The organism is Collimonas sp. OK607, from assembly GCF_900111995.1.
Classification (GTDB): domain Bacteria; phylum Pseudomonadota; class Gammaproteobacteria; order Burkholderiales; family Burkholderiaceae_D; genus Collimonas.
Genome location: NZ_FOKF01000041.1, coordinates 17,585 through 39,328 on the forward strand (window position 1 = coordinate 17,585; position 21,744 = coordinate 39,328).

Genomic DNA, 21,744 nt, shown 5'->3' on the forward strand with positions numbered 1-21,744 from the left:
ATTTGGATTGAATTTCCTATGAGAGCGAAGCTTCACTCACTCAATTTTAACGATTCCAGCTCCCCCGTATAACGCTCGGTACGAACACCGCCATTTCCATAATATTCTTCGACCGATTTAACCCATCGTTTAACTTCAGGAACATACCAGAATGCTTTATAGGTTCTGCCGGTTACCGGTGCGGCTGCAGTTCTTTGCACCTGCGTAACCATGGTGGTGCCACCCTGCCCCATTTGCGCCCCTTGAACAACACTTTGACCGGGCTCCATCTCCGCATTCCATCGACCTTCTGCTTCGACTTTTATTGCCTTGAATTTTCCAGCCGGGACCTCCACCGTTTCGAAGCCGACAACCGTAAACTTGGTGTCCCACTGCTCGAACCGGTGCGCCTTATTGGGATGTTGCTCTGTATATTGCACTTCCCAGGTTTTCCCGGCAGTCAATGGAAATGAAAATGGCTTGTTGACCACTATCTCTTTACCGTTGACATCGCGGCTGCGGCTCCAGTCTGCACCGGAAAACACCTCCGTTGCGGCCTGCGTCGAACCGCTTTGTTTCGACGAATAGTAAATACTGGAAGACGTAACATGGGAAACCGTCACCTCGGAACGAGTCTGCCCCCATCCTGACGGACCTTTCTCCACCGTAGTTCGATAAGTCCAGCTATCCCCGGCCTTGACCGACGGAGCATCAACGGATTGCGCAAAACCAGGCAATGCAAGGGCCGCGCCGATCAAACCTAGAACGATGTTTTTCATAAAGAAAGATTTCCATGGGGAAAAATACATCATATCGACTTCAATCCCCTGCGTCATCACGCCAATCCGGATGGAAACATTTAGAAACAACTTTGTTTCCATTTTGATTTCCGCTCTGTTCCGCGTTGCCAGAAAATCGCAACCGCTACGCCAAGGTGACCGCTATTCCCATTTTTCGATATGGGGCAATCAAGCCTTCCGCCACATCGGTATTCACCACGATTTCACTGATTTGAGCCAGCGGCACAATCTGGTACGGCGATGCCGTATCCAGCTTTTCAGGTGACGCCAGCACCACGGTCCTCAAAGCCGCATTGCACAGTGCGCGCTTGACACAGGCCTCCTCGTAATCGCCAGTACTGATGCCGGCCTCGGGATGCAAACTGCACACACCCATGAAATACAGGTCGGCACGGATCTGCCCGATGGCCTCGATCGCGGCCGCACCGACACCGACGATCGAATGCTTGAACAAACGGCCGCCGATCATAATGACTTCAATGTGCGGATGCGTAACCAGCTCTATCGCAATCGACGGGCTGTGTGTCACCACGGTTGCCCGCAGCGCCTGCGGCAACTGCCGCGCCAGTTGCACGGCGGTGGTGCCGCCATCGATGAACACCACCTGCCCCGGCTGGATCATGGCCGCGGCGGCACGGCCGATGGCTGGTTTGGCCTCGCTCGAGATCTGCTGCCGTTCAACGAAGGGAGCGGCCGCGGGTGATGCAGGCAAGGCGCCGCCATGGACGCGCTGCAGTAACCCCTCTTTCGCTAGCTGGCGCAGATCGCGCCGAATGGTGTCTTCCGACAGGCCGAGCTGCTCACTAAGCGACTTGGCGACGATCTGCCCGTCTCGCTCCAGGATTTCCAGAAGATGTTGCTTGCGTTGTAATGTCAGCATATTTTTCTGCACGTTTTTTCTTGAAATTTAATGATATTGCATGATAAGTTATAGAAACGCAAGTTCATGCAGCATCTACCGGAGATTTCCCATGCAAGATGACAGAGTCAGGATCCGCAACGTTGAGGTATTGTCGAATGATTGGTATCTGCTGCAGAAAACCACCTTCGATTACCGCCGCACCGATGGCGACTGGCAAACCTTGACTCGCGAAACCTATGACCGCGGCAACGGCGCCACCATCCTGCTGTACAACCGCGAGCGTCGCAGCGTGATCCTGATTCGCCAGTTCCGTTTCCCCACTTACGGCAACGGCCACGACGGTTTTCTGATCGAAACCGCAGCCGGACTGCTCGACCAGGCCAGCCCCGAGGTGCGGATTAAAGCCGAAGTGGAAGAAGAGACCGGTTATCGCGTGACGGAAGTACGCAAAGTATTTGAAGCCTTCATGAGCCCAGGCTCGGTCACTGAAATGCTGTATTTTTTTGTAGCCGAATACGACCCTGGTTCAAGAGTCAGCGATGGCGGCGGCCTGGAAGCGGAAGGCGAAGACATCCAGGTGCTGGAGCTGCCGCTGGAACAAGCGTTGCAAATGGTAGCCAACGGTCAAATCGCCGACGGCAAGACGATCATGCTGCTGCAATACGCGCAACTGCATTTGCTGCCATCGCTTGCAATCGTGTGACGATTTTTGATTGGCAAAACAACATCAAATCCCTGGCATATCCCAACTGCAAAACCAAGGTGTAAGCTAGAACCTGGAAATCTGCTGATATGAGATGCCTCTCTCGTAAGGAAATCCAGACTTCGCCGACTAATTAGCAGTTCCGCAAAAACTTACCTTACTGAAGAGTGAAGATGATGGATATCATGAATAACTTACCAACAAAAGCCAGGCAAACTTCCGCCACATCCTGGATCAAGGGATTGCTGACGGCATGCGGGCTCGGGCTGGTGCTGCTGCTTGGACAAAATCTCGCGTTATCGTCTGAGGCCGCGAAAATCGTTCCCCCGCCGGCCAGCGACGAACAGGTATCCGGCGCCGAACACTCGGCAACCGCGGTCTTCGCAGGCGGCTGTTTCTGGGGCGTGCAAGGCGTGTTCCAACATGTGCACGGAGTCACCGACGTGGTCTCCGGTTACGCAGGCGGCAGCCGCGATACAGCACAATATGAACGGGTCAGCGAGGGCGATACCGGACATGCGGAATCTGTGCAAATCACCTACGATCCAACGCAAATCACTTATGGCAAGCTACTTCAGATTTTTTTCTCGGTAGCCCATGACCCTACCCAACTGAATCGCCAGGGACCGGATTCCGGCACGCAATATCGGTCGGCAATCTTTCCTGCAAACGACATGCAGCGCAAGATCGCTCAAGCCTACGTCGGGCAAATCGATAAAAGCAAAGTATTCAGCAAACCGCTAGCGACGCGTATAGAAAACTTCCACGGCTTCTATCCTGCCGAGGCCTATCACCAGAATTTCCTGACACGCAATCCCAGCTACCCGTACATCGTCGTCAACGACTTGCCCAAGATCGATGACCTGAAGCGCTTGTTCCCGACCCTGTATGGCGCTCAGCCGGTGCTTACCAAGGTCGCATCGCGCTAGTTCTGACTTTCGGCTTTAGATTGGTGTGCCGCATGTGATAAATTCGGTGTGAGCCGTACTCTTGATCGCCCACCCATTTCTCTTATCGCATCCGGATTCAATTAATGACCAAACCTAAGCCTTTTTCGATGATTCGCGAGTTTCATCTCGCCGACTGGTTCACCCTCAGCAACGCATTTTGCGGCGTCGGCGCCTTGTTTTCAGTGATGACGTATCTGCAGACGCGCGAAGTGCTGCACATTTTCATTGCATGCAGCTTGATTCCGGCAGCGCTGGTGTTTGACGTACTCGATGGCCGCATCGCGCGGTGGCGCGCTCAAAGCTCGGCCATGGGACGCGAGCTGGATTCACTGGCCGATATCATTTCGTTTGGCGTCGCCCCCGCAGTTATTGCCTACGGCTGCGGCATGCAAGGGCTGGTTGATCGCATCATACTGGTATTTTTTGTCGCTTGCGGCGTATCGCGCCTGGCGCGTTATAACGTCACCTCTGAAAAACTTTCCGAAGGCGGCGACAAAGTAAAATATTTTGAGGGAACGCCGATTCCCACCTCATTGCTGCTGGTCATAGTGCTGGCCGCAGCTGCCTGGCACGGCGCCTTGGGCGAACAATTGTGGCTAGGCGTGGTATTTGTGGGCGGCTTTCAGTTTCACCCGCTGGTGTTGATGTTTGCCGCTTCAGGGGCTTTGATGGTGAGCCGGATTCGTATCCCGAAACTATAAGACATAAGACCCCGGGCAATTTCGCGGCGTCGGCTCCCCCTGTCATAAAATTCTCCAAGAGCCCCACTTGCGGACGCATTAGGTCTACACTAAAAGCTAGCGTAAATGGGGGGAGCTACATCATGACCGATATCGATCCCAAGAGCAGTTTCCGAGGACTGCCGTTGACCCCGGAGCAAGACGCAGAAGTCAGGCACTACATCACGGTAAAAAAACGCCATGGCGAGCCGTGGGACACGCCAGAGCTGAGCGCCATGCTGAAAGACATGCTGGAGCCGCCGAGCGAAGATGATGAGGACGATGACTTCGGTGCCAGCCTGAGCCTGGACCAGACCAAAGCGGTATCCGAGCGGGCTGCCGCAGCTATCGAAGATATCATCGACCCCATCGAGGCCAGCGAGGAGCGTAATGCCGCGATGGAATCGGAAGCGATGAAGATACAGATGCGCTGACCCGGCGACCAATCACCCGCGCTGCCGCATGGTTTTTAGTCGATTTCAAGTCGATTTTCAGCTTGATTCCCATGACAAATTGGCATCGATAATTTTTGTCATGGGAACTAATCTGCCATTAATCCGCCATACATGACATGCCTCTACAAAATCGTGACTACGACTTTGCAGCCGATGCGTTGTTTCTGGATTTTGACAATACACTGGTCGATTTCGCTCCGCTGCCGGAAAGCGTAATGCTGCCGCCAGACTTGATGACAACTTTGCAACGACTGCAACAAGCAACAAACGGCGCGCTGGCCATCATCAGCGGCCGCCCGATGGAACAGATCGATCATTTCCTCTCGCCCTTGCGTTTGCCTGTGGCCGGTGTCCATGGCGCCGAGCGGCGCAGTGCCGATGGGCGCGTGGTGCAACTGCAGGTACCAGACATAAAACGTTTGCTGGTTTATCTGCAACCGCTGGCGGCGCAGCATGCCGGCTTGCTGCTGGAGGTTAAACGCGGCGCACTGGCATTGCACTACCGCCGCGCTCCGCATCTGGAACAAATTTGCGTGCAAGCAATGAGCGATGCCTTGGCCCACGAGCAAGGCTTTGCGCTTTTGCGCGGCAGTATGGTGGTCGAAGCCAAAGCCGCCGATGCCGACAAAGGCAAGGCCATTGCGGCATTCATGGACGAGGCGCCGTTTGCCGGCCGCCGCCCGGTATTTATCGGCGACGACATCACCGATGAAGCCGGTTTTGCCTGGGTCCAGTCACCATCTGCAGGCGGCCTCGGCATCAAGGTAGGCCCGGGTCCAAGTCTTGCCTATGCACGTATAGCCAACCCAGCGGCAGTACGCAGCATGCTGGCACAGGTATCTGGGCAACCGCAATAAACCAAACGCGAAAGAAATCATGACCAAGCCACCGACCGAAACGTTGGTCGCTGCAGCAGAGATTGACAGCGGCGCAATCCCATCCACGTCCTCCCTCGACCTTGCCGTCATCGGCAACTGCTCCCTCAACGCCTTGATAGACAAGCTGGGACGCATGGTCTGGTGTTGCTTGCCTCGCTTTGACGGCGATCCTGTTTTTAACGCCCTGCTCGACCCCACTGAAAACGGCAGCCAGTGGAGTTTCCAGCTGGAGAATTTTTCACATAGCGAGCAATGGTATGAACCGAATACCGCAGTGCTGCATACCCGCCTGTTCGACACTCTGGGGCAAGGCGTGGAAATCACCGACTTCGCCCCGCGTTTTCCCAGCCGCGGCCGCTACTTTCGGCCCTTGACCGTAGTGCGCCGCCTGCAAGCATTGAGCGGCGCGCCGCGGCTACGCGTATTATTGCGCCCGCGTTTCGACTGGGGGCGCGAAATACCGGTGATCACACGCGGCAGCAATCACTTGCGCTATGTAGGATCGGAACAGACCCTGCGCCTGAATACCGATGCCCCCATCAGTTATCTGCTGGCCGAAACCGCATTCGTGATCAGCCGGCCATACAATTTCATACTGGGGCCGGATGAAACCCTGCTCAATGGTATCGGCGACACCGCAAGAACCTTCGAACAGGAAACCCTGACATACTGGCGCAACTGGAGCCGTGCACTGGCCACGCCGCTGGAGTGGCAATCCGCTGTGATTCGTGCCGCAATTACCCTGAAACTGTCCTTGTGCGAAGACACCGGCGCAATTGTCGCCGCCATGACCACCAGCGTACCGGAAGCGCCCGGCAGCGCGCGCAATTGGGATTACCGCTATTGCTGGCTGCGCGATGCATTTTTTGTGGTGCGGGCGCTCAACAGCTTGTCTGAACTCGGCACCATGGAAGACTACCTGCGTTGGCTGGGCAATGTAGTTGTCAGGAGCGCCGGCGGTCATGTGCAGCCTTTGTACGGCATCGGCCTGGAAGATTCGTTACCGGAAATAACCCTCGATCACTTGCCAGGATATCGGCATCATGCGCCGGTCCGCGTCGGCAATCAGGCTTACCAACACTTCCAGCATGATGTGTACGGCAACATCGTGCTCGGTGCAGCGCAATCGTTTCATGATGAACGGCTGCTGCATCGTTCCGGTGTCGAACAATTCCAGCATCTGGAGGCATGCGGCGAGCGCGCCTTTACGCTCTATGATCAACCGGACGCCGGTATGTGGGAGTTGCGCACCCGTTCGCGCATCCACACTTCATCGGCATTGATGAGCTGGGCTGCCTGTGACCGGCTGGCCAAGATCGCCGCCAAACTCGAACTCAAGGAACGCGCCGTCTATTGGCAGGAACGCGCTTCAACCATAGGCGACCGGATTCTGACCGAAGCCTGGAATGAAGACCGGCAGGCTTATGCCGAAAGTTTCGGTGGCCGCGATCTCGACGCCAGCGTGCTGCTGATGGTGGAAGTAGGCCTGGTCGCGTCAACCGATGAGCGCTTTATCGCCACCGTCGACGCACTGGAAAAATATCTGTGCGATGGCCCTTACATGCGTCGCTATGAGGCCCCCGACGATTTCGGCCGGCCGGAAACGGCATTCAATATCTGTACCTTCTGGCGCATCGATGCGTTGGCGCGCATCGGCCGCAAGGAACAGGCGCGCGAGATTTTCGAGACCATGCTGGCCACCCGCAATCATGTTGGATTGCTGTCGGAAGATACCCATCCTGTCACCGGCGAGATGTGGGGTAACTTCCCGCAGACTTATTCCATGGTCGGCATCATCAACTGCGCCATGCGTTTGTCGGCGGCGTGGGAGACTGCCATCTGAACACTCCCAGTCAGCATCAGCAGCACCGGCTTCGCATCGCCCATATCAAGAACAAGAAAGGAATCTGCCTATGTCACGCCTGGTAGTAGTATCCAACCGGCTTGCCGATCCACGCAAGCCGGCAGCAGGAGGTCTGGCGGTGGCGTTGGGCGAAACCCTGAAAAAAACCGGTGGCCTCTGGTTCGGCTGGAGCGGCACGGTGGTCAAGGAAGGCACTCCCGGCGAAGGGGAACTGCGTGTGCATCAAGCCGGGCCGGTGACACTGGCTGAAATCGATTTATGCCAGGAAGACCACGACGCCTACTACCGTGGCTATGCCAACGGCGTGTTGTGGCCGATATTCCATTACCGGCTGGATCTGGCCCAGCTGGAGTCCGGCTATCTGGCCGGCTATCGGCGCGTCAACCATCTGTTTGCGCGCAAGCTGATGCCGCTGCTGAAACCAGACGACCTGATCTGGATCCACGACTACCACCTGATCCCGCTGGCGGCGGAACTGCGCGCAATGGGCTGCGACAATCGCATCGGCTTTTTCTTGCATATCCCGCTGCCGCCGCAGCAAATCCTGGCAGCGATTCCATCGCATGAATGGTTGATGCGCGCCCTGTTTGCCTATGACCTGGTGGGTTTCCAGAGTGAAGCCGATTTGCTGAATTTTTCCAACTACGTCAAAGCCGAAGCCACTGCGGAAACCGTCGGCGTCGGCCAGTTCCGTGCGTTCAACAGCACCGTCCAGGCTGGCGCGTTTCCGATCGGGATCGACGTTGACGACTTTCTCCGGATGGGACGCGCGCGCGAGTCGCAGGAAACGTATGAAACCACCTGTAGCGAATATTCGCGACGGCGATTACTGATCGGCGTTGACCGCCTCGATTACTCGAAAGGACTGCCGCAACGGATCCGGGCATTCGGCGAATTGCTCAACGCCTATCCGGAAAACCGGCATAGCGCTACCTTGCTGCAGATAGCCGCGCCGAGCCGCGAAGATGTCGATGCTTATACCGACATCCAGCACGAACTGGAAAGCCTGTGCGGCGCAGTCAACGGCGACTATGGCGATCTCGACTGGATGCCGGTGCGATACATCCATCGCGCCGTTACCCGGCGCCGCCTGCCCGGCCTGTACCGGGCTTGCGACGTGGCGCTGGTGACGCCGCTGCGCGACGGCATGAACCTGGTCGCCAAGGAGTTCATCGCAGCACAGGATGAAGCCGATCCGGGAGTGCTGGTGCTGTCCCGTTTTGCCGGCGCGGCAGAGCAATTGAAAGAAGCGCTGCTGGTCAATCCCTACGATATTCCCGGCACCGCCCAGGCGATCCAGCGCGCCTTGCAAATGCCCCTGGCCGAACGCCAGACGCGGCATGCTGCGCTGTTGGCCAATGTCCGCAAATACGATGTCCACTGGTGGTGCGGGAAGTTTTTGCAATCGCTGAAAAATGTTCGCTGAAAGGCACGCAAGTGCGCCGATACAGCTGCAGTGCTTGCCTAATCGACATCAAACAATCGGACGGCAATATTTATTTCGACAACTTTCTTGGCTAAACCGGAAGTTTTGGAGGATACTCATTGATGTTGAGGACAAAAAAATGCGACGACAGCACCGAAGCTTGTTTCCGCACGACCCGCGGCACTATGTTAGTTAACGTATAGAAGCAATCCCTCGACATGACTAACCTAGGCTCGCAGCTAACACATTTGAAAGATTATTATGGCAACAGGTACTGTTAAGTGGTTCAACGACTCCAAAGGCTTCGGTTTCATTACACCGGACGATGGTGGTGAAGACTTGTTCGCTCACTTCTCTGCAATCCAGATGGATGGCTTCAAGACGCTCAAAGAAGGCCAGAAAGTGAAATTCGATGTTACAGACGGACCAAAAGGCAAACAGGCATCCAACATTCAAAATCCTTGAAAATCGGTGACGGTTTAAGGATTGCGAATAGGAAACCTCGGAAGCTTTTCTGTAGCTGACGAATAAAAAGCCTGGTGCCGCAAGATTCGCCAGGACAAGACTGGACGCCTCTCGCTGATTCCGTTCAAAAGCGGATCAAACGGATGGCTCCAGGCATGGCACACGGCAAGCAAGACTGAGGGCCGCGACATACTCCCATTGCCGCGACGTTTACCTGTAAATACCTACGAATTTGTACTGCGCACCCGCCACGTTAAGGCTCCCCCGGATACCTCCCCGCGTACCACCTCCTCAGGCACCACTTTCTTAGATACTACCTCTCCACATTCTGCAGTCTTGATCTTACTTTCTGGATTTGACATATTGCAGTTCGCAAGTTTGCGCCGCCTGGTCTTTCTGGAAGAGTTCATTCCCGCTCACGCAAGATTCCATCCACGTACGCTTGTCGTAAGTGAGGCCCAGAAATACTGCTAACGCGATGATGGCGCATCCTATGATTATGGCGATTGGTAATTTCATATGACTCAGATTATGTGGCGTGGAATTATCACGAACGCAATAAAAAACAGCCGGCCTCGTTCATCGAGGTCAGCTGTTTTCAATATTACTGGAAATTATGAGAGCCGGTCCCGGCTCCTGAAAAAAAACTAGTCGTTAAAATCGGTGGCCAGCAACGTCACACCGCTGCGGCGCCCGGTTGCCCTTAGTTTGTGGGCAAGCGCTATCTGGATCTCGATCTTGTGTCCGCGATAGGTGGCAAGCCGGTCTTCCGGTTGCGGCCCCGCATAGAATTTATTATCCAGACATTCTTTTGTGACATTGCATTTTGTCAGCTTATTATCAATGACAACTGGAATGATGACGCTATCTGACTTTGGATCGTGAGTTATTGCGCCGAGAAAGGAAATTCGCATTTTCTTCTCTCCTGAGAATAGGTGGCAAAACTGCAATTCCCACCTCCGCACTGGACACAAGAACTATCGCACTTGTCTCAACGCCAATGTCACAGGCGCTAACGTGCTCGCGATGGGGCTGAGAACGTAAGACAGCGCGCCCGTTTAGCAAGTTCAAATCCGGATGCACGAATACCGACTATTTTCGATCCGGCACAGTCACAGTAAGTTCACGCAATACGCCACCCTCAAGGACGCTACCGCTAGTCGTACCTTCGCCATTTATCCGACGCTGACACGCATCCTTGTCATCCGGAGGCAAGGCATTACATCTTAACAAGGCATTTTGACTATCTGCGGTCGGATCGTCCTGGAGGCGCCCTCTTCTCGCCTCTTGCAGAGCAGCCCCGGCCTCTCTCAGGCAAGTCGCGCGAGACTGGTTCGACTGCCCGCTCATGCACGCCGCCCGTTCTGCCTGATATCGTGCATTCGCGTCCTGCGGACCAGTGGCGGCCATGGCTACCCACGAGACACTCGATATGCACAGCGCCAGCAACAACTGCCGAGCCGTCCCGGGATTGAAATGCGTAACTGCTGAACTGGAAGAGTTTTGGTCATTTGGCATGATAATCTCCAAACTAAAATTTGAAGTTACCGAAATCAGCAGCTGCCGTATGTGCGCTACCGAGCTTTGCGCGTAGTTCCCCTTACGCCCATAGGGCAATGGCAGATCGCAAAAAAACAGAACCGGTCTTTGTAAATAACCAGCCGAGCGCACAGCAATTGAGAATGACGGTAGCCCAGAATACCGCTTGAAACTCTTTCTTCCGGGATTTGTGGCGTATGATTTTCTGAGCGAGCAAAGCACCCGGCCAGCCGCCAATCAGCCCCAGCATGTGTAATGTGCTCTCTTTGGTTCTCCACCGATTGTTCTTTGCTGCATCTTTATCGAAGACATATGCGAGAAAGGCAATCGCGCTTGCGGCATGGTAAAGGACAAGTATTGCAAATGGGATCCACGCCATTAAAGCGGCCAGCAGCAGGAAACAATAAAACACGGCGGTAAAGACAAGCCCAAACGAAGCGGAACCGGGTTCAGAGGAAGCCGCCGACACCGCTTTCGTACCGGAGAATCGGATATTGTCGGCCCGAAGACGTCCCTTTTCATCCATGATCAATTCGTAGGTAATGAGATCACCGTCAACTGGCCTGCGCGAGCGGCCGGCAAAAGCCTTTATATGGACAAAGGCTTTTTCGTCGCGACCGTTCGGCGTGACGAAACCGAAACCTTGATCGTCTTTCCAGTTTGCGATTTTTCCTTGATAGCGCATATCAGCTGAAGCTTAGCTGAACTTTCATCATCTTGGAACGGTCACCGGCAATTTCGAAAGCTTCCACTGATTGCTCAAATGGATAAGTGGCTGAAATCAGTGGTTTCACGTCGACCAGACCCTGATTCATTAATTCAACCGCAAGCGCGAATTCTTCGTGGAAGCGGAAAGCGCCGCGCCATTCTAATTCCTTACCGACCAGCAGGTTGGCGGGAAAATTGATATCGCCGCCGAGGCCGACCTGCACGATGACCGCGCCTGGACGCAAGGCGTCAAGCGCGCCGCGCAAAGCTTGCTCGTTGCCGCTGACCTCGAACAATACGTCGAAACTGCCTTTGTCTTTGGTGAAGGCTGCCAGCGCATCCGGTTGTTGTCCGACATCGATGGCTTGATCGGCGCCGACCTTGAGTGCGGCTTCCAAAGGCATCTTGGCGACATCGGTCACAACAATCTGCAAAGCGCCGGCGCGGCGCGCGGCAATCACGGTCAAGGCGCCAATCGGGCCGCAACCGGTGACCAGTACGCGTTTGCCGAGCAGTGAACCGGCACGGCGTACCGCATGCAGAGCTACCGCTAACGGCTCGGCCATCGCGGCTTCGCCGTCACTTACATTGTCGGTGACGACATGCGCTTGTGAACGCTCGATCACAATCTCTTGGCGGAAGGCGCCCTGCACGTGCGGCGTGCGCATCGCGCTACCGTAAAAACGCATGTCGAGACAATGGTTCTGCTTGCCTTCCTGGCAGTATTTGCAAACGCCGCACGGGAGGCTGGGACTGACGGAAATACGCGTACCCGGCGTAATGTCATCGACCGCCGAACCCGTCTCGGCGACCACGCCCGACACTTCATGCCCCAGTACCATCGGTTCCTTGATCCGCACCGTACCGAAACCGCCGTGGCGATAATAGTGCAGATCGGAGCCACAAATCCCGCCAGCCGTGATCTTGACTTTCAACTGACCAGGCTGCAGTTCTCCGGTTTCCAGTTCCTGTACGCGTAAGTCGTGCGGCGCATGAATCACAATTCCTTGTTGCATGTTATTGCCCTTCTTATAAAGTAGCCGTGACGCCGCCATCGACGTACAGGATATGACCGTTGACGAACTTCGATGCATCGCTGGACAAGAACACCGCGGCGCCAACCAGATCTTCCACATCGCCCCAGCAGCGTGACGGCGTGCGTCCGACCAGCCATTCGGTAAATTTCTGGTCGGCGACCAATGCCGCGTTCATTTCAGTCTTGAAATAGCCCGGCCCCAGGCCGTTGACTTGCAAGCCGTATTTGCCCCAGTCGATCGCCATCCCTTTGGTGAACATTTTCACGGCGCCTTTGGTGGCTGTGTAAGGAGCGATGTTGGGACGTCCCAGTTCGCTTTGCACCGAACAGATATTGACGATCTTGCCGCGGCCGCGTGGAATCATGCGTTGCGCGACAGCCTTGGCGACAAAGAATACGCTGTTGAGATTGGTCTGGATCAGTTCGTGCCAGTCGCTTTCCTTAAACTCTTCCAGCGGTGCGCGGCGCTGGATTCCGGCATTATTGAACAGGATATCGATGGCGCCGATTTCGGCTTCTATTTTTGCCACCGCAGCCTCTACCGAAACCGACGTTGTGACATCGAAGCAGGCTTCATGAATTGTGTAGCCTTCAGCACGCAACTGCGCCGCCACGCGCGCCAGCTTGTCCGCATCGCGGCCATTGAGCACGATGGAGGCGCCGGCTGCAACCAGCCCGCGCGCCAGTGCAAGGCCGATGCCGCTGCTGGAACCGGTGATCAGCGCTAGCCTGCCGGATAATGAAAAACTTTGCAAACCTGCGGGTAATGTTGCTGTCATTTTGTCTCCTTGATGGATGTCGTGGATGTCGTGCTTATTCTGACCCTACGTTATTACGATGTTTGCACCTCTGTGCATTGGCGTTGAAACTCGGACAGCGCCTGATATTCCTGCTGCAACTTGCCGGGAATCGACATGAAGATTGGACGCAAACGGTCATAGACGGCGACGTTGGCGGGAACCGGTACGTGACGATTGGTCGACCCCACCATATCGGAAATCACATCCAGCGACGGCACCATGCCCAACGCGTACAAACCCAGCACCGCAGCGCCAAGGCAAGACGATTCAACGCTTTCCGGCACCACCACTTCGCGGTTGAAAATATCGGCCATCATCTGGCGCCATAGAGCGGAACGAGCGAAGCCGCCGGTGGCCATCATCGTTTTGGTCGGCCCGATCAAGTCTTCCAGCGCCGGCAATATACTGTACAGATTGAAAATCACGCCTTCCAGCGCGGCGCGGATCATATGCTGCTTGCCATGATGCAGCGCCAGTCCGAAGAACGAACCGCGCAAATCGGCATTCCACAGCGGTGCGCGTTCGCCCGCCATGAACGGATGGAACAGCAAACCGGCCGCACCGGGCGGAACCAGTTCGGCGATACGGGTCAGCGCGTCATAGGGATCGACCTCGGCGCTGCGTGCTGCAGATGCTTCGGCCGTAGCCAACTCATCGCGCACCCAGCGAAAGATATTGCCGCCGTTGTTGACCGGCCCGCCGACCACCCAGTGCCGCTCAGTCAGCGCATAACAGAAAGTGCGGCCGGACGGATCGGTGAGCGGTTTATCGATCACAGTGCGCATCGCGCCCGAGGTGCCGATGGTGACAGCGACCTGCCCCGGATGAATCGCGTTAACGCCAAGATTGGACAATACGCCGTCGTTGGCGCCTACGATAAATGGCGTATCGGCAGGCAATCCCAGTCGGGCGGCAATATCCGCATCCATTCCTGTGACGTGGTGCGTGGTCGGGACCGGCTCAGACAATTGCGCGGCACGGATACCCAGCAAAGCCAGCGCGTCTTTATCCCAGTTTAATTCCTGGAGGTTGAACAAACCGGTGGCCGAAGCAATCGAATAATCAACCAGCCATTTCCCGAACAAACGGAAAAAAACATACTCCTTGACGCCGACAAAACGCGCGGCACGGGCAAATACGTCCGGCTGATCGTGACGCAGCCACATCAGCTTGCACAACGGCGACATCGGGTGGATCGGCGTGCCGGTGCGCCGGTAAATTTGAATGCCGTCGAATTCGTCACGAATACGTTTGGACCACTCGCTGGCACGATTGTCGGCCCAGGTGATGCTGTTGGTCAGCAAACGGTTGTCGCTGTCGAGTGCTATCACGCTATGCATTGCGGCGCTGAAGGACACCAGAGCGACGCGGTGATTTCCCGTCTGTGTCGCCCGGGCTGCCTTGATCGCCTCGGCAATCGAAGTCAGTACCGCCTGGTAAATTTGCTGCGGATCTTGTTCCGCCATGCCAGGTGCCGAACACAACAATGGATATTCAACCGCGTGCTGGGCAACCACCCGCCCTTCCAGGGTGAATACGACCGTTTTGGTACTGGTGGTGCCGATATCGACGCCGAGCATGAAATTTGACATAGGTTGATTCGTATATCGTCGTCTCGCAGAAACGGCTCCCGAACGGAAGCCGTTCCTCAGACGACCAGATTAAGTAGCATGATAAAAATAATGGCGACTACCGAAATGATTGTTTCCATCGCGGTCCAGGTCTTGAAGGTCTCACCGACGCTCATGTTGAAGTACTCCTTGACCAGCCAGAAACCGGCATCGTTGACGTGCGACAGGATCAGCGATCCGGCGCCGGTCGCCAACACCAGCAACTCACGGTTGGTACCGGGAATCAAAGCCACCAACGGCGCTACGATGCCGGCGCCGGTAATCGTCGCCACCGTCGCCGACCCGGTTGCCACCCGGATCACGCCGGCTACGAACCAGGCCAGCAGCAAGGGCGAAATCTGCGCATGCACCGCCAGTTCACCGATGGCGGTACCGACGCCACTATTGACCAGCATCTGCTTGAAGCCGCCGCCGGCGCCGATGATCAGCACAATCGCCGCGGTCGGCGCCAGGCTCTGATCGACGAATTTCAAGACCTGCTGGCGAGTGAAGCCGCGCGCCAGTCCAAAGGTGTACATCGACAGCAGCAATGCCGCCAGCAATGCCACGATAGGATTGCCGATAAATTCCATCAAGTCGCGCAGGCTGTTTCCTTCTGGCAGCGCAATATCGACGAAGGTTTTCAGCAGCATCAGGAACACAGGCAACAACACTGTAACCAGGGTGATGCCGAAGCCCGGCAAGTTTTTCGTTTCGGGTTCGCGCGCCAGTTGCCCCATCAACTCGTCAGATGGTTTTACGTCTACATGCCTGGAGATGAAAGCGCCGAACATCGGGCCGGCGATGATCACCGTCGGCAGGCCCACAATCAGGCCATAGAGAATGGTCTTGCCGATATCCGCACCGAATATGCCGATAGCCAGCAGCGGCCCCGGATGCGGCGGCACCAGGCCGTGCATCACCGACAGGCTGGCCAACATCGGCATGCCGATTTTGAACAACGGTACGCCGGAACGTCGGGAGACGATAAACACCAGCGGGATCAGCAGCACGAAGCCGATTTCGAAGAACAGCGGAATACCGACCAGGAAGGCGCCGATCATCATCGCCCAGTGCACCCGCTCCTTGCCGAAGGCGCGCACCAGCGTTTGCGCGATCTGGTCGGCGCCACCCGACTCCGCCATCATCTTGCCGAGCATGGTGCCTAGGCCGAGCACGATGCCGACAAAACCCAGCACGCCGCCAAAACCGTCCTGGAACGACTTGACGATCTTGGGCAAAGGCATGCCCGACATCAGGCCGAGAAAACCCGAGGTGATGATCAGTGCGATGAAGGGATGGATGCGCAGGCGCGTGATCATGATGATCAGCGCCAGGATCGCGAGAAATGCATTCAACAGTAATGTTGCGTCGTTGCTCAAGCCCAGCATAAAGATGTCTCCAAAGTTGATAGGCACGCGAGCATGATCACCATCGATATTTATCAACCGGCTACAACCCGACGTGTTCACCATCTTGCGTAGTGTTTTAAGAAAATATGATGCAGCGCCAGCATTGTCGAATGAATGTTAGCGTTAACATCGAGGGGCGATGATAACGCTACCAAAATTTATATGTCAAATCATTTCTATGAATATCAGGTGGGTTCCCAGGGGAATTCTCAGGCGGCTCGTGCAGGCAAATATGGCCAATCGGCTGCCTGCGGCCGGGTAAGAGTATGATGTCGGCAAACTTGAACTATTCAGCCAACCATGAGCAAGCCCGTTGTCGCAAAACCTGCAATCAAACCAGCCAAAGGCAGCCGCACCACAGGCCGTGCCACCATAATCGACGTGGCGCAGCATGCCAAAGTCAGCGCAATGACTGTTTCGCGCGCGCTGAAAACGCCGCAACTGGTGCAACAGGAAGCGCGCGACCGGATCGCCGCTGCGATCAAGAAACTCGGGTACGTTCCCAGCCAGGCTGCCAGCACATTGGCCTCGGCGCGCTCGCAAGTGATTGGCGTGCTGGTGCCGTCACTGACCAATGCCGTATTCATTGAAACCTTGAGCGGTATCCGCGATTACCTGTCGCAAGCCGGCTATCAGTTCCTGATCGGCGAGACCGGGTATTCGAAGGCCAAGGAAGCCCAGTTGATTTCTACCTACATGGCGCACGCCCCGGATGGCTTCCTGCTATCCAGCGTGGGCCAGCACGAAATCCTGCGGCAACAACTGGCCTCCAGCAATATCCCTGCAGTGCGCATGTTCGATCTCGGCAAGAGCAACAGCGAGATGACGGTCGGCTTTTCGCAGACCAAGGCCGGCTATGCAGTGGCCCGGCATTTGATCGAACGTGGTTATCGCCGCCCGGCGTTCCTGGCGGCGCAGCTCGATCCGCGCATGATGAAGCGCCGCGAGGGATTCCGCAAAGGCTTGATGGAAGCGGGACTGGATCCGGATGTGGAAGCGTTGCTGTCGACCCCGACCACCGTCGACATGGGTGCGCGGCTACTGAGCAGGATCCTCGAATTGAATCCGGATTGCGATGCCGTCTTTTGCTGCAACGACGATCTGGCGCTGGGCGCGCTGTTCGAATGCCAGCGGCGCGGTATCAAGGTGCCGCAGCAGATGGCAATCGCCGGCTTCAACGATTTGTCCTGGGCCGCCTGCGCGACACCGTCGATCACCACGATCATCACGCCGCGCTACGATATCGGCTACAAGGCGGCGGAGCTGCTGATACGGCAGCTTAAAGGCGAGACCATAGAAAAAGGCCGCCTCGATCTCGGCTTCCAGCTGGCTGTGCGTGAAAGTACCTGACGCAGTTTGATGCTGTGAGCGCTACCACAGCACCCGCAAGCCAAATCCGACCTGGCGTGTTTGACAGCAAAGTTTTTTTTAAGCGATTGGCAGAGAAATGAGCAGTAACTTCTCAAGAAGATACTGCTCACTTTTTCACCAATCTGGCTGATGCTTATCCCAGCAAGGAAACAGGTGCGACGTACTCGTAGCCGAGTGCTTTCGCGACCGCCTCATAGGTAAGCTTGCCAAGACAAACGTTCAGGCCGTTCCTCAAATGTGCATCGTCGCGCAAAGCCCGTTGCCAGCCCTTTTCGGCCAAGGCGATCGCATGGCCGATGGTGGCATTGTTCAGTGCAAACGTGGACGTACGGGCAACCGCACCGGGCATGTTCGCGACGCAGTAGTGGACGACGCCGTCGACCACAAACGTCGGTTCTGCGTGAGTCGTCGCGTGCGATGTTTCAAAACAGCCGCCTTGGTCGATCGCGACGTCAACCACCACGGCACCCTGCTTCATGCGCGAGATCATGCTGCGTGTAACCAGTTTCGGTGCCGCAGCTCCCGGCACCAGGACACCGCCAATGACCAGGTCCGCGCTCAAGACTGCCTCTTCAATCGATTGCGCATTCGAATAGAGCGTTGTAATCCGGTTTCCATAGACCAGGTCGAGTTGACGCAAGCGATCGATATTCTTGTCCAATACAGTTACGCGGGCACCCGCGCCTGCCGCCATCTGCAAGGCGTTGGTGCCTACAACACCGGCGCCGATAACGACGACATGCGCCGCAGCGACTCCCGGGACGCCACCTAACAGCAGTCCCATGCCACCTTTTGATTTTTCCATATGAGCCGCGCCGGCCTGGATCGACATGCGGCCGGCCACCTCACTCATCGGCGCGAGCAAAGGTAGGCCACCACCTGCGCCGGTAATGGTTTCATAGGCTATGCAGATTGCGCCTGATGCGATCAGCGCGGCAGTCTGCTCCGGATCGGGCGCCAAGTGCAGATAGGTATAGAGAATCTGCCCTTTGCGCAGCATTGCGCACTCGCTGGGTTGCGGCTCCTTGACCTTGACGATCATATCGGCGCGCGCGAAAATTTCCTTGGCTGTGTCGATCAAGGTGGCGCCGGCCGCCGTGTACTGTGCATCGGATAAACCGATGTCGGCACCGGCGTTTGTTTGTACTATCACCTGGTGACCGCGCAAAGTCAGTTCGCGCACTGAAGCCGGTGTCAAGCCTACCCGGTACTCATGATTCTTAATTTCCTTCGGAACGCCTATTAACATGATAAGTCTCCATTTTTTCGATTTATATAAGACAGGCCCCACCTGTCATGAATGCCAACGGATTTAAATGGCGAGGTGGGACCCCGCCCCAAAAATCAAACGCCCTGCTTCATCAAACGAATGCGGATATCCGGAAATACTTATATTCTGGCTGCTAAATTTTTGATATCAAACTGGTTGAAGATCGGTAACAGGCACTGACGCCAGGATGCCGGGAGGCGGATTGTCAACGGCGACGATTGCGAACGGTTGGGCATTTCCGACATCGCGAACTATATTCACTAACACGCCGCTCTGCGGTCCGCGATCACTATCAAAGACGACTCGACTACCGATCTCGGCACTGGGGTTATTACTTCGCTTACACACGGGGTTCTCCACGACAAATTCGAACCAGGAGCGCACATACGGTCAGACAACCGCCGACCAGGTTAACCTGCGTGCTGCATCGAATCAAAAAAAAGGCGGCGTGCGTTTCGCGCAGGCCGCCACATCCACCGTTACGAGTCGTCTATTCCCGGAATAGACGACATCGGGTCAGTTCCAGGGCAGCGAGTACGTCTTGGTATTTGAGAAGCTTTTCATCGCTTCCAGCACGCCTTCCTTGTAGCCCAGACCGGAGTCCTTGATGCCGCCAAACGGTGTCAGCTCCAGACGATAGCCTGGCACCTCCCGGACATTGACGCTGCCCACTTCCAGTTCGCGGACGAAACGGGTGATGTAGTCCATGCGGTTGGTGCAGACCGATGACGACAAGCCGTATGGCGTCGAGTTGGAGATGCGGATGGCGTCGGCAATATCGGTACAACGAATCACCGGCGATACCGGACCGAACGTTTCTTCAGCAACCAGCTTGCAGTCGGCGGGAACATGGTCCAGCACGGTCGGCGAGTACACCGCGCCGTTGCGGATATTGCCATATAACAGTTTGGCGCCGTGACGTTCGGCATCCTTGACCTTGGCTTCAAACTCGATCGCTGCACGTTCGTCGATCACGGTGCCCATATCGTTGTTTGGATCCATCGGATCGCCGTATTTGATGGCCTTGGTTTTCTTCACCAGCAGCTCGACAAACTCATCGGCCACCGCCTGATGCACGATCATGCGTTTGATCGCTGTACAGCGCTGGCCGGAATTCTTGTATGAACCGGACACCGCCAACGTCGCTGCCTCTTCAATATCGGCATCTTCCATCACGATGATCGGATCGTTGCCGCCCAATTCCAGCACCTGACGCTTGTACACTGCCTTGCCGGCGATGTATTTGCCGATCGGCACGCCACCGGTAAAGGTCACCAGATCGACGTCGGCATTGGTCAGCATTTCATCGGCGATTTCTTTCGGGTCGCCAGTGACTACCGAAAACATCTCCGGCGGCAAACCGGCTTCGTACAGGATATCGGCCAGCAACAAGGCAGAAAACGGCGTTTTCTCGGTCGGCTTCAACACCATCCGGTTATTCGTCGCAATCGATGGCGCCACTTTGTGTGCGACTTGATTCAACGGGTGATTGAACGGCGTAATGGCCGAGATGGCGCCCAGCAGCGGCTCCTTCATGGTGTAGACCTTGCGCTGCTTGCCATGCGGTGTCAGGTCGCAGGAGAAGACCTGACCGTCATCGACCAGCGCCTGGTTAGCGGCAAACACGAAGACGTCACAGGCACGGCCGACTTCATACAGGCTGTCTTTCTTGCACAGCCCGGCTTCGGCGGTGATCAGATCGGAAACGGCATCGGTATTGGCGCGTAATATTTCCGCCGCCCGCAGCATGATCTTGGAGCGCTCGAAACGCGTTAACTTCGACTTGAACTGGCGCGCGATACGAAAGGCGTCGCGGATATCGCCGACAGTCGCCTTCGGGATGGTCCCGACCAGCTTGCCATTGTAGGGGTTGAGCACTTCGATCAAACGGTCATTACCGACCAGTTTGCCGGCAATCCGCATCTTCTCGCGCAGCGGTTCACCATCTTTGATTTTGTGCAATTCGTTTAGTATGGACATGTCATCTCCAGATTCATTAATTATGTATTTGTATTACTGTTGCGCGGCATTCATCGCCAGGAAAAATACATCAAAATTGCGCAACCGATGATCAGATGGGATGGCGCTCAATTTGAGGTTGAACATCAGCGGCACCTTTTGTTCAGAAATACCGCCGTGCGAGCGCAACGGCAATTTCAATTCGGACAGATCGTGGCGGCTGGCGGAAGTGCCGATCACCGTCAGGCGTTCGCTGACAATGACCAGGTCGCCGATACGATCCTCAGGCAACTCAAAGCGGGCAGCAGCCTCCGCGCGCGTCAGCACCACTTCGACGCCGGGAATCGCGCTGATCTGGCGGGAAACGCTGGCCAGATCCGCACCCTCATTCAGATACACGGTGGCGTAAGAACCCAATGCGCCGTGGTGCACGACATAGGGATCGGTAATCGGCAAAATGACACGGGTTTTACCGTTGCCGACCTTGGCGTCCAGCACGTCCTGCAGATAAATCACGTTGGGTGTGCCGGCACTGTCGGTCTTGGCGTTCATGCCATGATCGGCAGTCAGGCCGATTACCGCGCCCAATGCATCGAGCTGGGTCAGATAGTGATCCATCATTGCGTAGAAGGCATTCGCGCCTGGTGTGCCGGGCGCGAACTTATGCTGGATGTAGTCGGTCGTCGACAGATACATGATGTCCGGACGCTGTGTTTCCAGCAGCTTGACCCCGGCGGCAAACACGAACTCCGACAATTCGGCGCTATACACCGACGGCAATGGCATGCCGACCAGTTCCAGCAAATTCCCGACGCCGTTCTGCTCCAGCGTGGCCTGATCGGCCTTCTCCGCCGAGAAGCAAATACCCCCGCGCATTTTATGACCGAGCAAACCGCGCAATTTGTCTTTGGCAGTGATCACGGCGACCTTGGCTCCGG

Annotated in this window: 21 protein-coding genes; 9 read left to right on the forward strand and 12 right to left on the reverse strand. The window is 56.0% G+C overall.

Annotation, left to right across the window (positions count from 1 at the left end; translation table 11 throughout):
• Positions 1–32: 32 nt before the first annotated feature.
• On the reverse strand, positions 33–860 hold the full coding sequence (locus tag BM029_RS21220) for a hypothetical protein (RefSeq protein WP_244545159.1): 828 nt from the start codon (positions 858–860) through the stop codon (positions 33–35).
• Positions 861–903: 43 nt separating this feature from the next.
• The gene (locus tag BM029_RS21225) at positions 904–1,659 is read right to left on the reverse strand and encodes a DeoR/GlpR family DNA-binding transcription regulator (protein ID WP_092439452.1); all 756 of its coding nucleotides are present in this window, start codon (positions 1,657–1,659) and stop codon (positions 904–906) included.
• A 91-nt stretch (positions 1,660–1,750) separates the two neighbouring features.
• Here BM029_RS21225 and BM029_RS21230 point away from each other — a divergent pair, with 91 nt between their 5' ends.
• The 8 genes from BM029_RS21230 (at position 1,751) to BM029_RS21265 (ending at position 9,101) form a co-directional block, all read left to right on the forward strand.
• Positions 1,751–2,344 (forward strand): NUDIX domain-containing protein, encoded by a 594-nt coding sequence (locus BM029_RS21230; protein WP_092439454.1) that lies wholly within the window; start codon positions 1,751–1,753, stop codon positions 2,342–2,344.
• A 176-nt stretch (positions 2,345–2,520) separates the two neighbouring features.
• A complete protein-coding gene (gene msrA, locus BM029_RS21235; RefSeq protein ID WP_371329152.1) occupies positions 2,521–3,273 on the forward strand; it encodes a peptide-methionine (S)-S-oxide reductase MsrA in 753 nt (250 codons plus the stop codon).
• A gap of 104 nt (positions 3,274–3,377) precedes the next feature.
• Positions 3,378–3,995, forward strand: a complete 618-nt coding sequence (gene pssA, locus BM029_RS21240) for a CDP-diacylglycerol--serine O-phosphatidyltransferase (RefSeq protein ID WP_092417144.1) — start codon at positions 3,378–3,380, stop codon at positions 3,993–3,995.
• A gap of 122 nt (positions 3,996–4,117) precedes the next feature.
• Positions 4,118–4,447, forward strand: coding sequence for a hypothetical protein (locus tag BM029_RS21245; protein ID WP_092439456.1), 330 nt, complete (start codon positions 4,118–4,120; stop codon positions 4,445–4,447).
• 137 nt (positions 4,448–4,584) lie between these two features.
• The gene (otsB, locus tag BM029_RS21250) at positions 4,585–5,325 is read left to right on the forward strand and encodes a trehalose-phosphatase (protein ID WP_092439458.1); all 741 of its coding nucleotides are present in this window, start codon (positions 4,585–4,587) and stop codon (positions 5,323–5,325) included.
• A 19-nt stretch (positions 5,326–5,344) separates the two neighbouring features.
• On the forward strand, positions 5,345–7,189 hold the full coding sequence (locus tag BM029_RS21255) for a glycoside hydrolase family 15 protein (protein ID WP_092439460.1): 1,845 nt from the start codon (positions 5,345–5,347) through the stop codon (positions 7,187–7,189).
• Between the two features lie 70 nt (positions 7,190–7,259).
• Entirely contained in the window at positions 7,260–8,636 is a 1,377-nt protein-coding gene (gene otsA / locus BM029_RS21260) for an alpha,alpha-trehalose-phosphate synthase (UDP-forming) (protein WP_092439462.1), read from the forward strand.
• Positions 8,637–8,897: 261 nt separating this feature from the next.
• A complete protein-coding gene (locus tag BM029_RS21265; protein WP_092357437.1) occupies positions 8,898–9,101 on the forward strand; it encodes a cold-shock protein in 204 nt (67 codons plus the stop codon).
• 647 nt (positions 9,102–9,748) lie between these two features.
• Here BM029_RS21265 and BM029_RS21270 read toward each other — a convergent pair.
• The 7 genes from BM029_RS21270 to BM029_RS21300 form a co-directional block, all read right to left on the reverse strand.
• Positions 9,749–10,015 carry a DUF1488 family protein gene (locus BM029_RS21270; RefSeq protein ID WP_092417139.1) on the reverse strand — a complete coding sequence of 89 codons (267 nt, stop codon included), beginning with the start codon at positions 10,013–10,015 and terminating at the stop codon, positions 9,749–9,751.
• Positions 10,016–10,193: 178 nt separating this feature from the next.
• Positions 10,194–10,619, reverse strand: a complete 426-nt coding sequence (locus BM029_RS21275) for a hypothetical protein (protein WP_092439464.1) — start codon at positions 10,617–10,619, stop codon at positions 10,194–10,196.
• Positions 10,620–10,701: 82 nt separating this feature from the next.
• Entirely contained in the window at positions 10,702–11,325 is a 624-nt protein-coding gene (locus tag BM029_RS21280) for a DUF1294 domain-containing protein (protein ID WP_092439466.1), read from the reverse strand.
• A 1-nt stretch (position 11,326) separates the two neighbouring features.
• Positions 11,327–12,364 carry an L-idonate 5-dehydrogenase gene (locus tag BM029_RS21285; protein WP_092439468.1) on the reverse strand — a complete coding sequence of 346 codons (1,038 nt, stop codon included), beginning with the start codon at positions 12,362–12,364 and terminating at the stop codon, positions 11,327–11,329.
• Between the two features lie 13 nt (positions 12,365–12,377).
• A complete protein-coding gene (locus BM029_RS21290) occupies positions 12,378–13,163 on the reverse strand; it encodes an SDR family NAD(P)-dependent oxidoreductase (protein ID WP_092439470.1) in 786 nt (261 codons plus the stop codon).
• 53 nt (positions 13,164–13,216) lie between these two features.
• Complete coding sequence (gene gntK, locus BM029_RS21295) at positions 13,217–14,776, reverse strand: gluconokinase (protein ID WP_092439472.1); 1,560 nt, start codon at positions 14,774–14,776, stop codon at positions 13,217–13,219.
• A 56-nt stretch (positions 14,777–14,832) separates the two neighbouring features.
• A complete protein-coding gene (locus BM029_RS21300; RefSeq protein ID WP_092417160.1) occupies positions 14,833–16,185 on the reverse strand; it encodes a GntP family permease in 1,353 nt (450 codons plus the stop codon).
• A gap of 321 nt (positions 16,186–16,506) precedes the next feature.
• Between BM029_RS21300 and BM029_RS21305 the strand changes: the two genes are divergently transcribed.
• On the forward strand, positions 16,507–17,556 hold the full coding sequence (locus BM029_RS21305) for an HTH-type transcriptional regulator GntR (protein WP_092439474.1): 1,050 nt from the start codon (positions 16,507–16,509) through the stop codon (positions 17,554–17,556).
• Positions 17,557–17,710: 154 nt separating this feature from the next.
• Here the strand turns inward: BM029_RS21305 and ald are convergent, their stop codons facing one another.
• From ald to phnA, 3 genes are all read right to left on the reverse strand, one after another.
• Positions 17,711–18,826, reverse strand: a complete 1,116-nt coding sequence (ald, locus tag BM029_RS21310; protein ID WP_092439476.1) for an alanine dehydrogenase — start codon at positions 18,824–18,826, stop codon at positions 17,711–17,713.
• 537 nt (positions 18,827–19,363) lie between these two features.
• Positions 19,364–20,827 (reverse strand): phosphonoacetaldehyde dehydrogenase, encoded by a 1,464-nt coding sequence (gene phnY / locus BM029_RS21315; RefSeq protein WP_092439478.1) that lies wholly within the window; start codon positions 20,825–20,827, stop codon positions 19,364–19,366.
• A gap of 33 nt (positions 20,828–20,860) precedes the next feature.
• Positions 20,861–21,744, reverse strand: an 884-nt coding sequence (phnA, locus tag BM029_RS21320; protein WP_092439480.1) for a phosphonoacetate hydrolase, incomplete at its 5' end; no start/stop codon positions are given.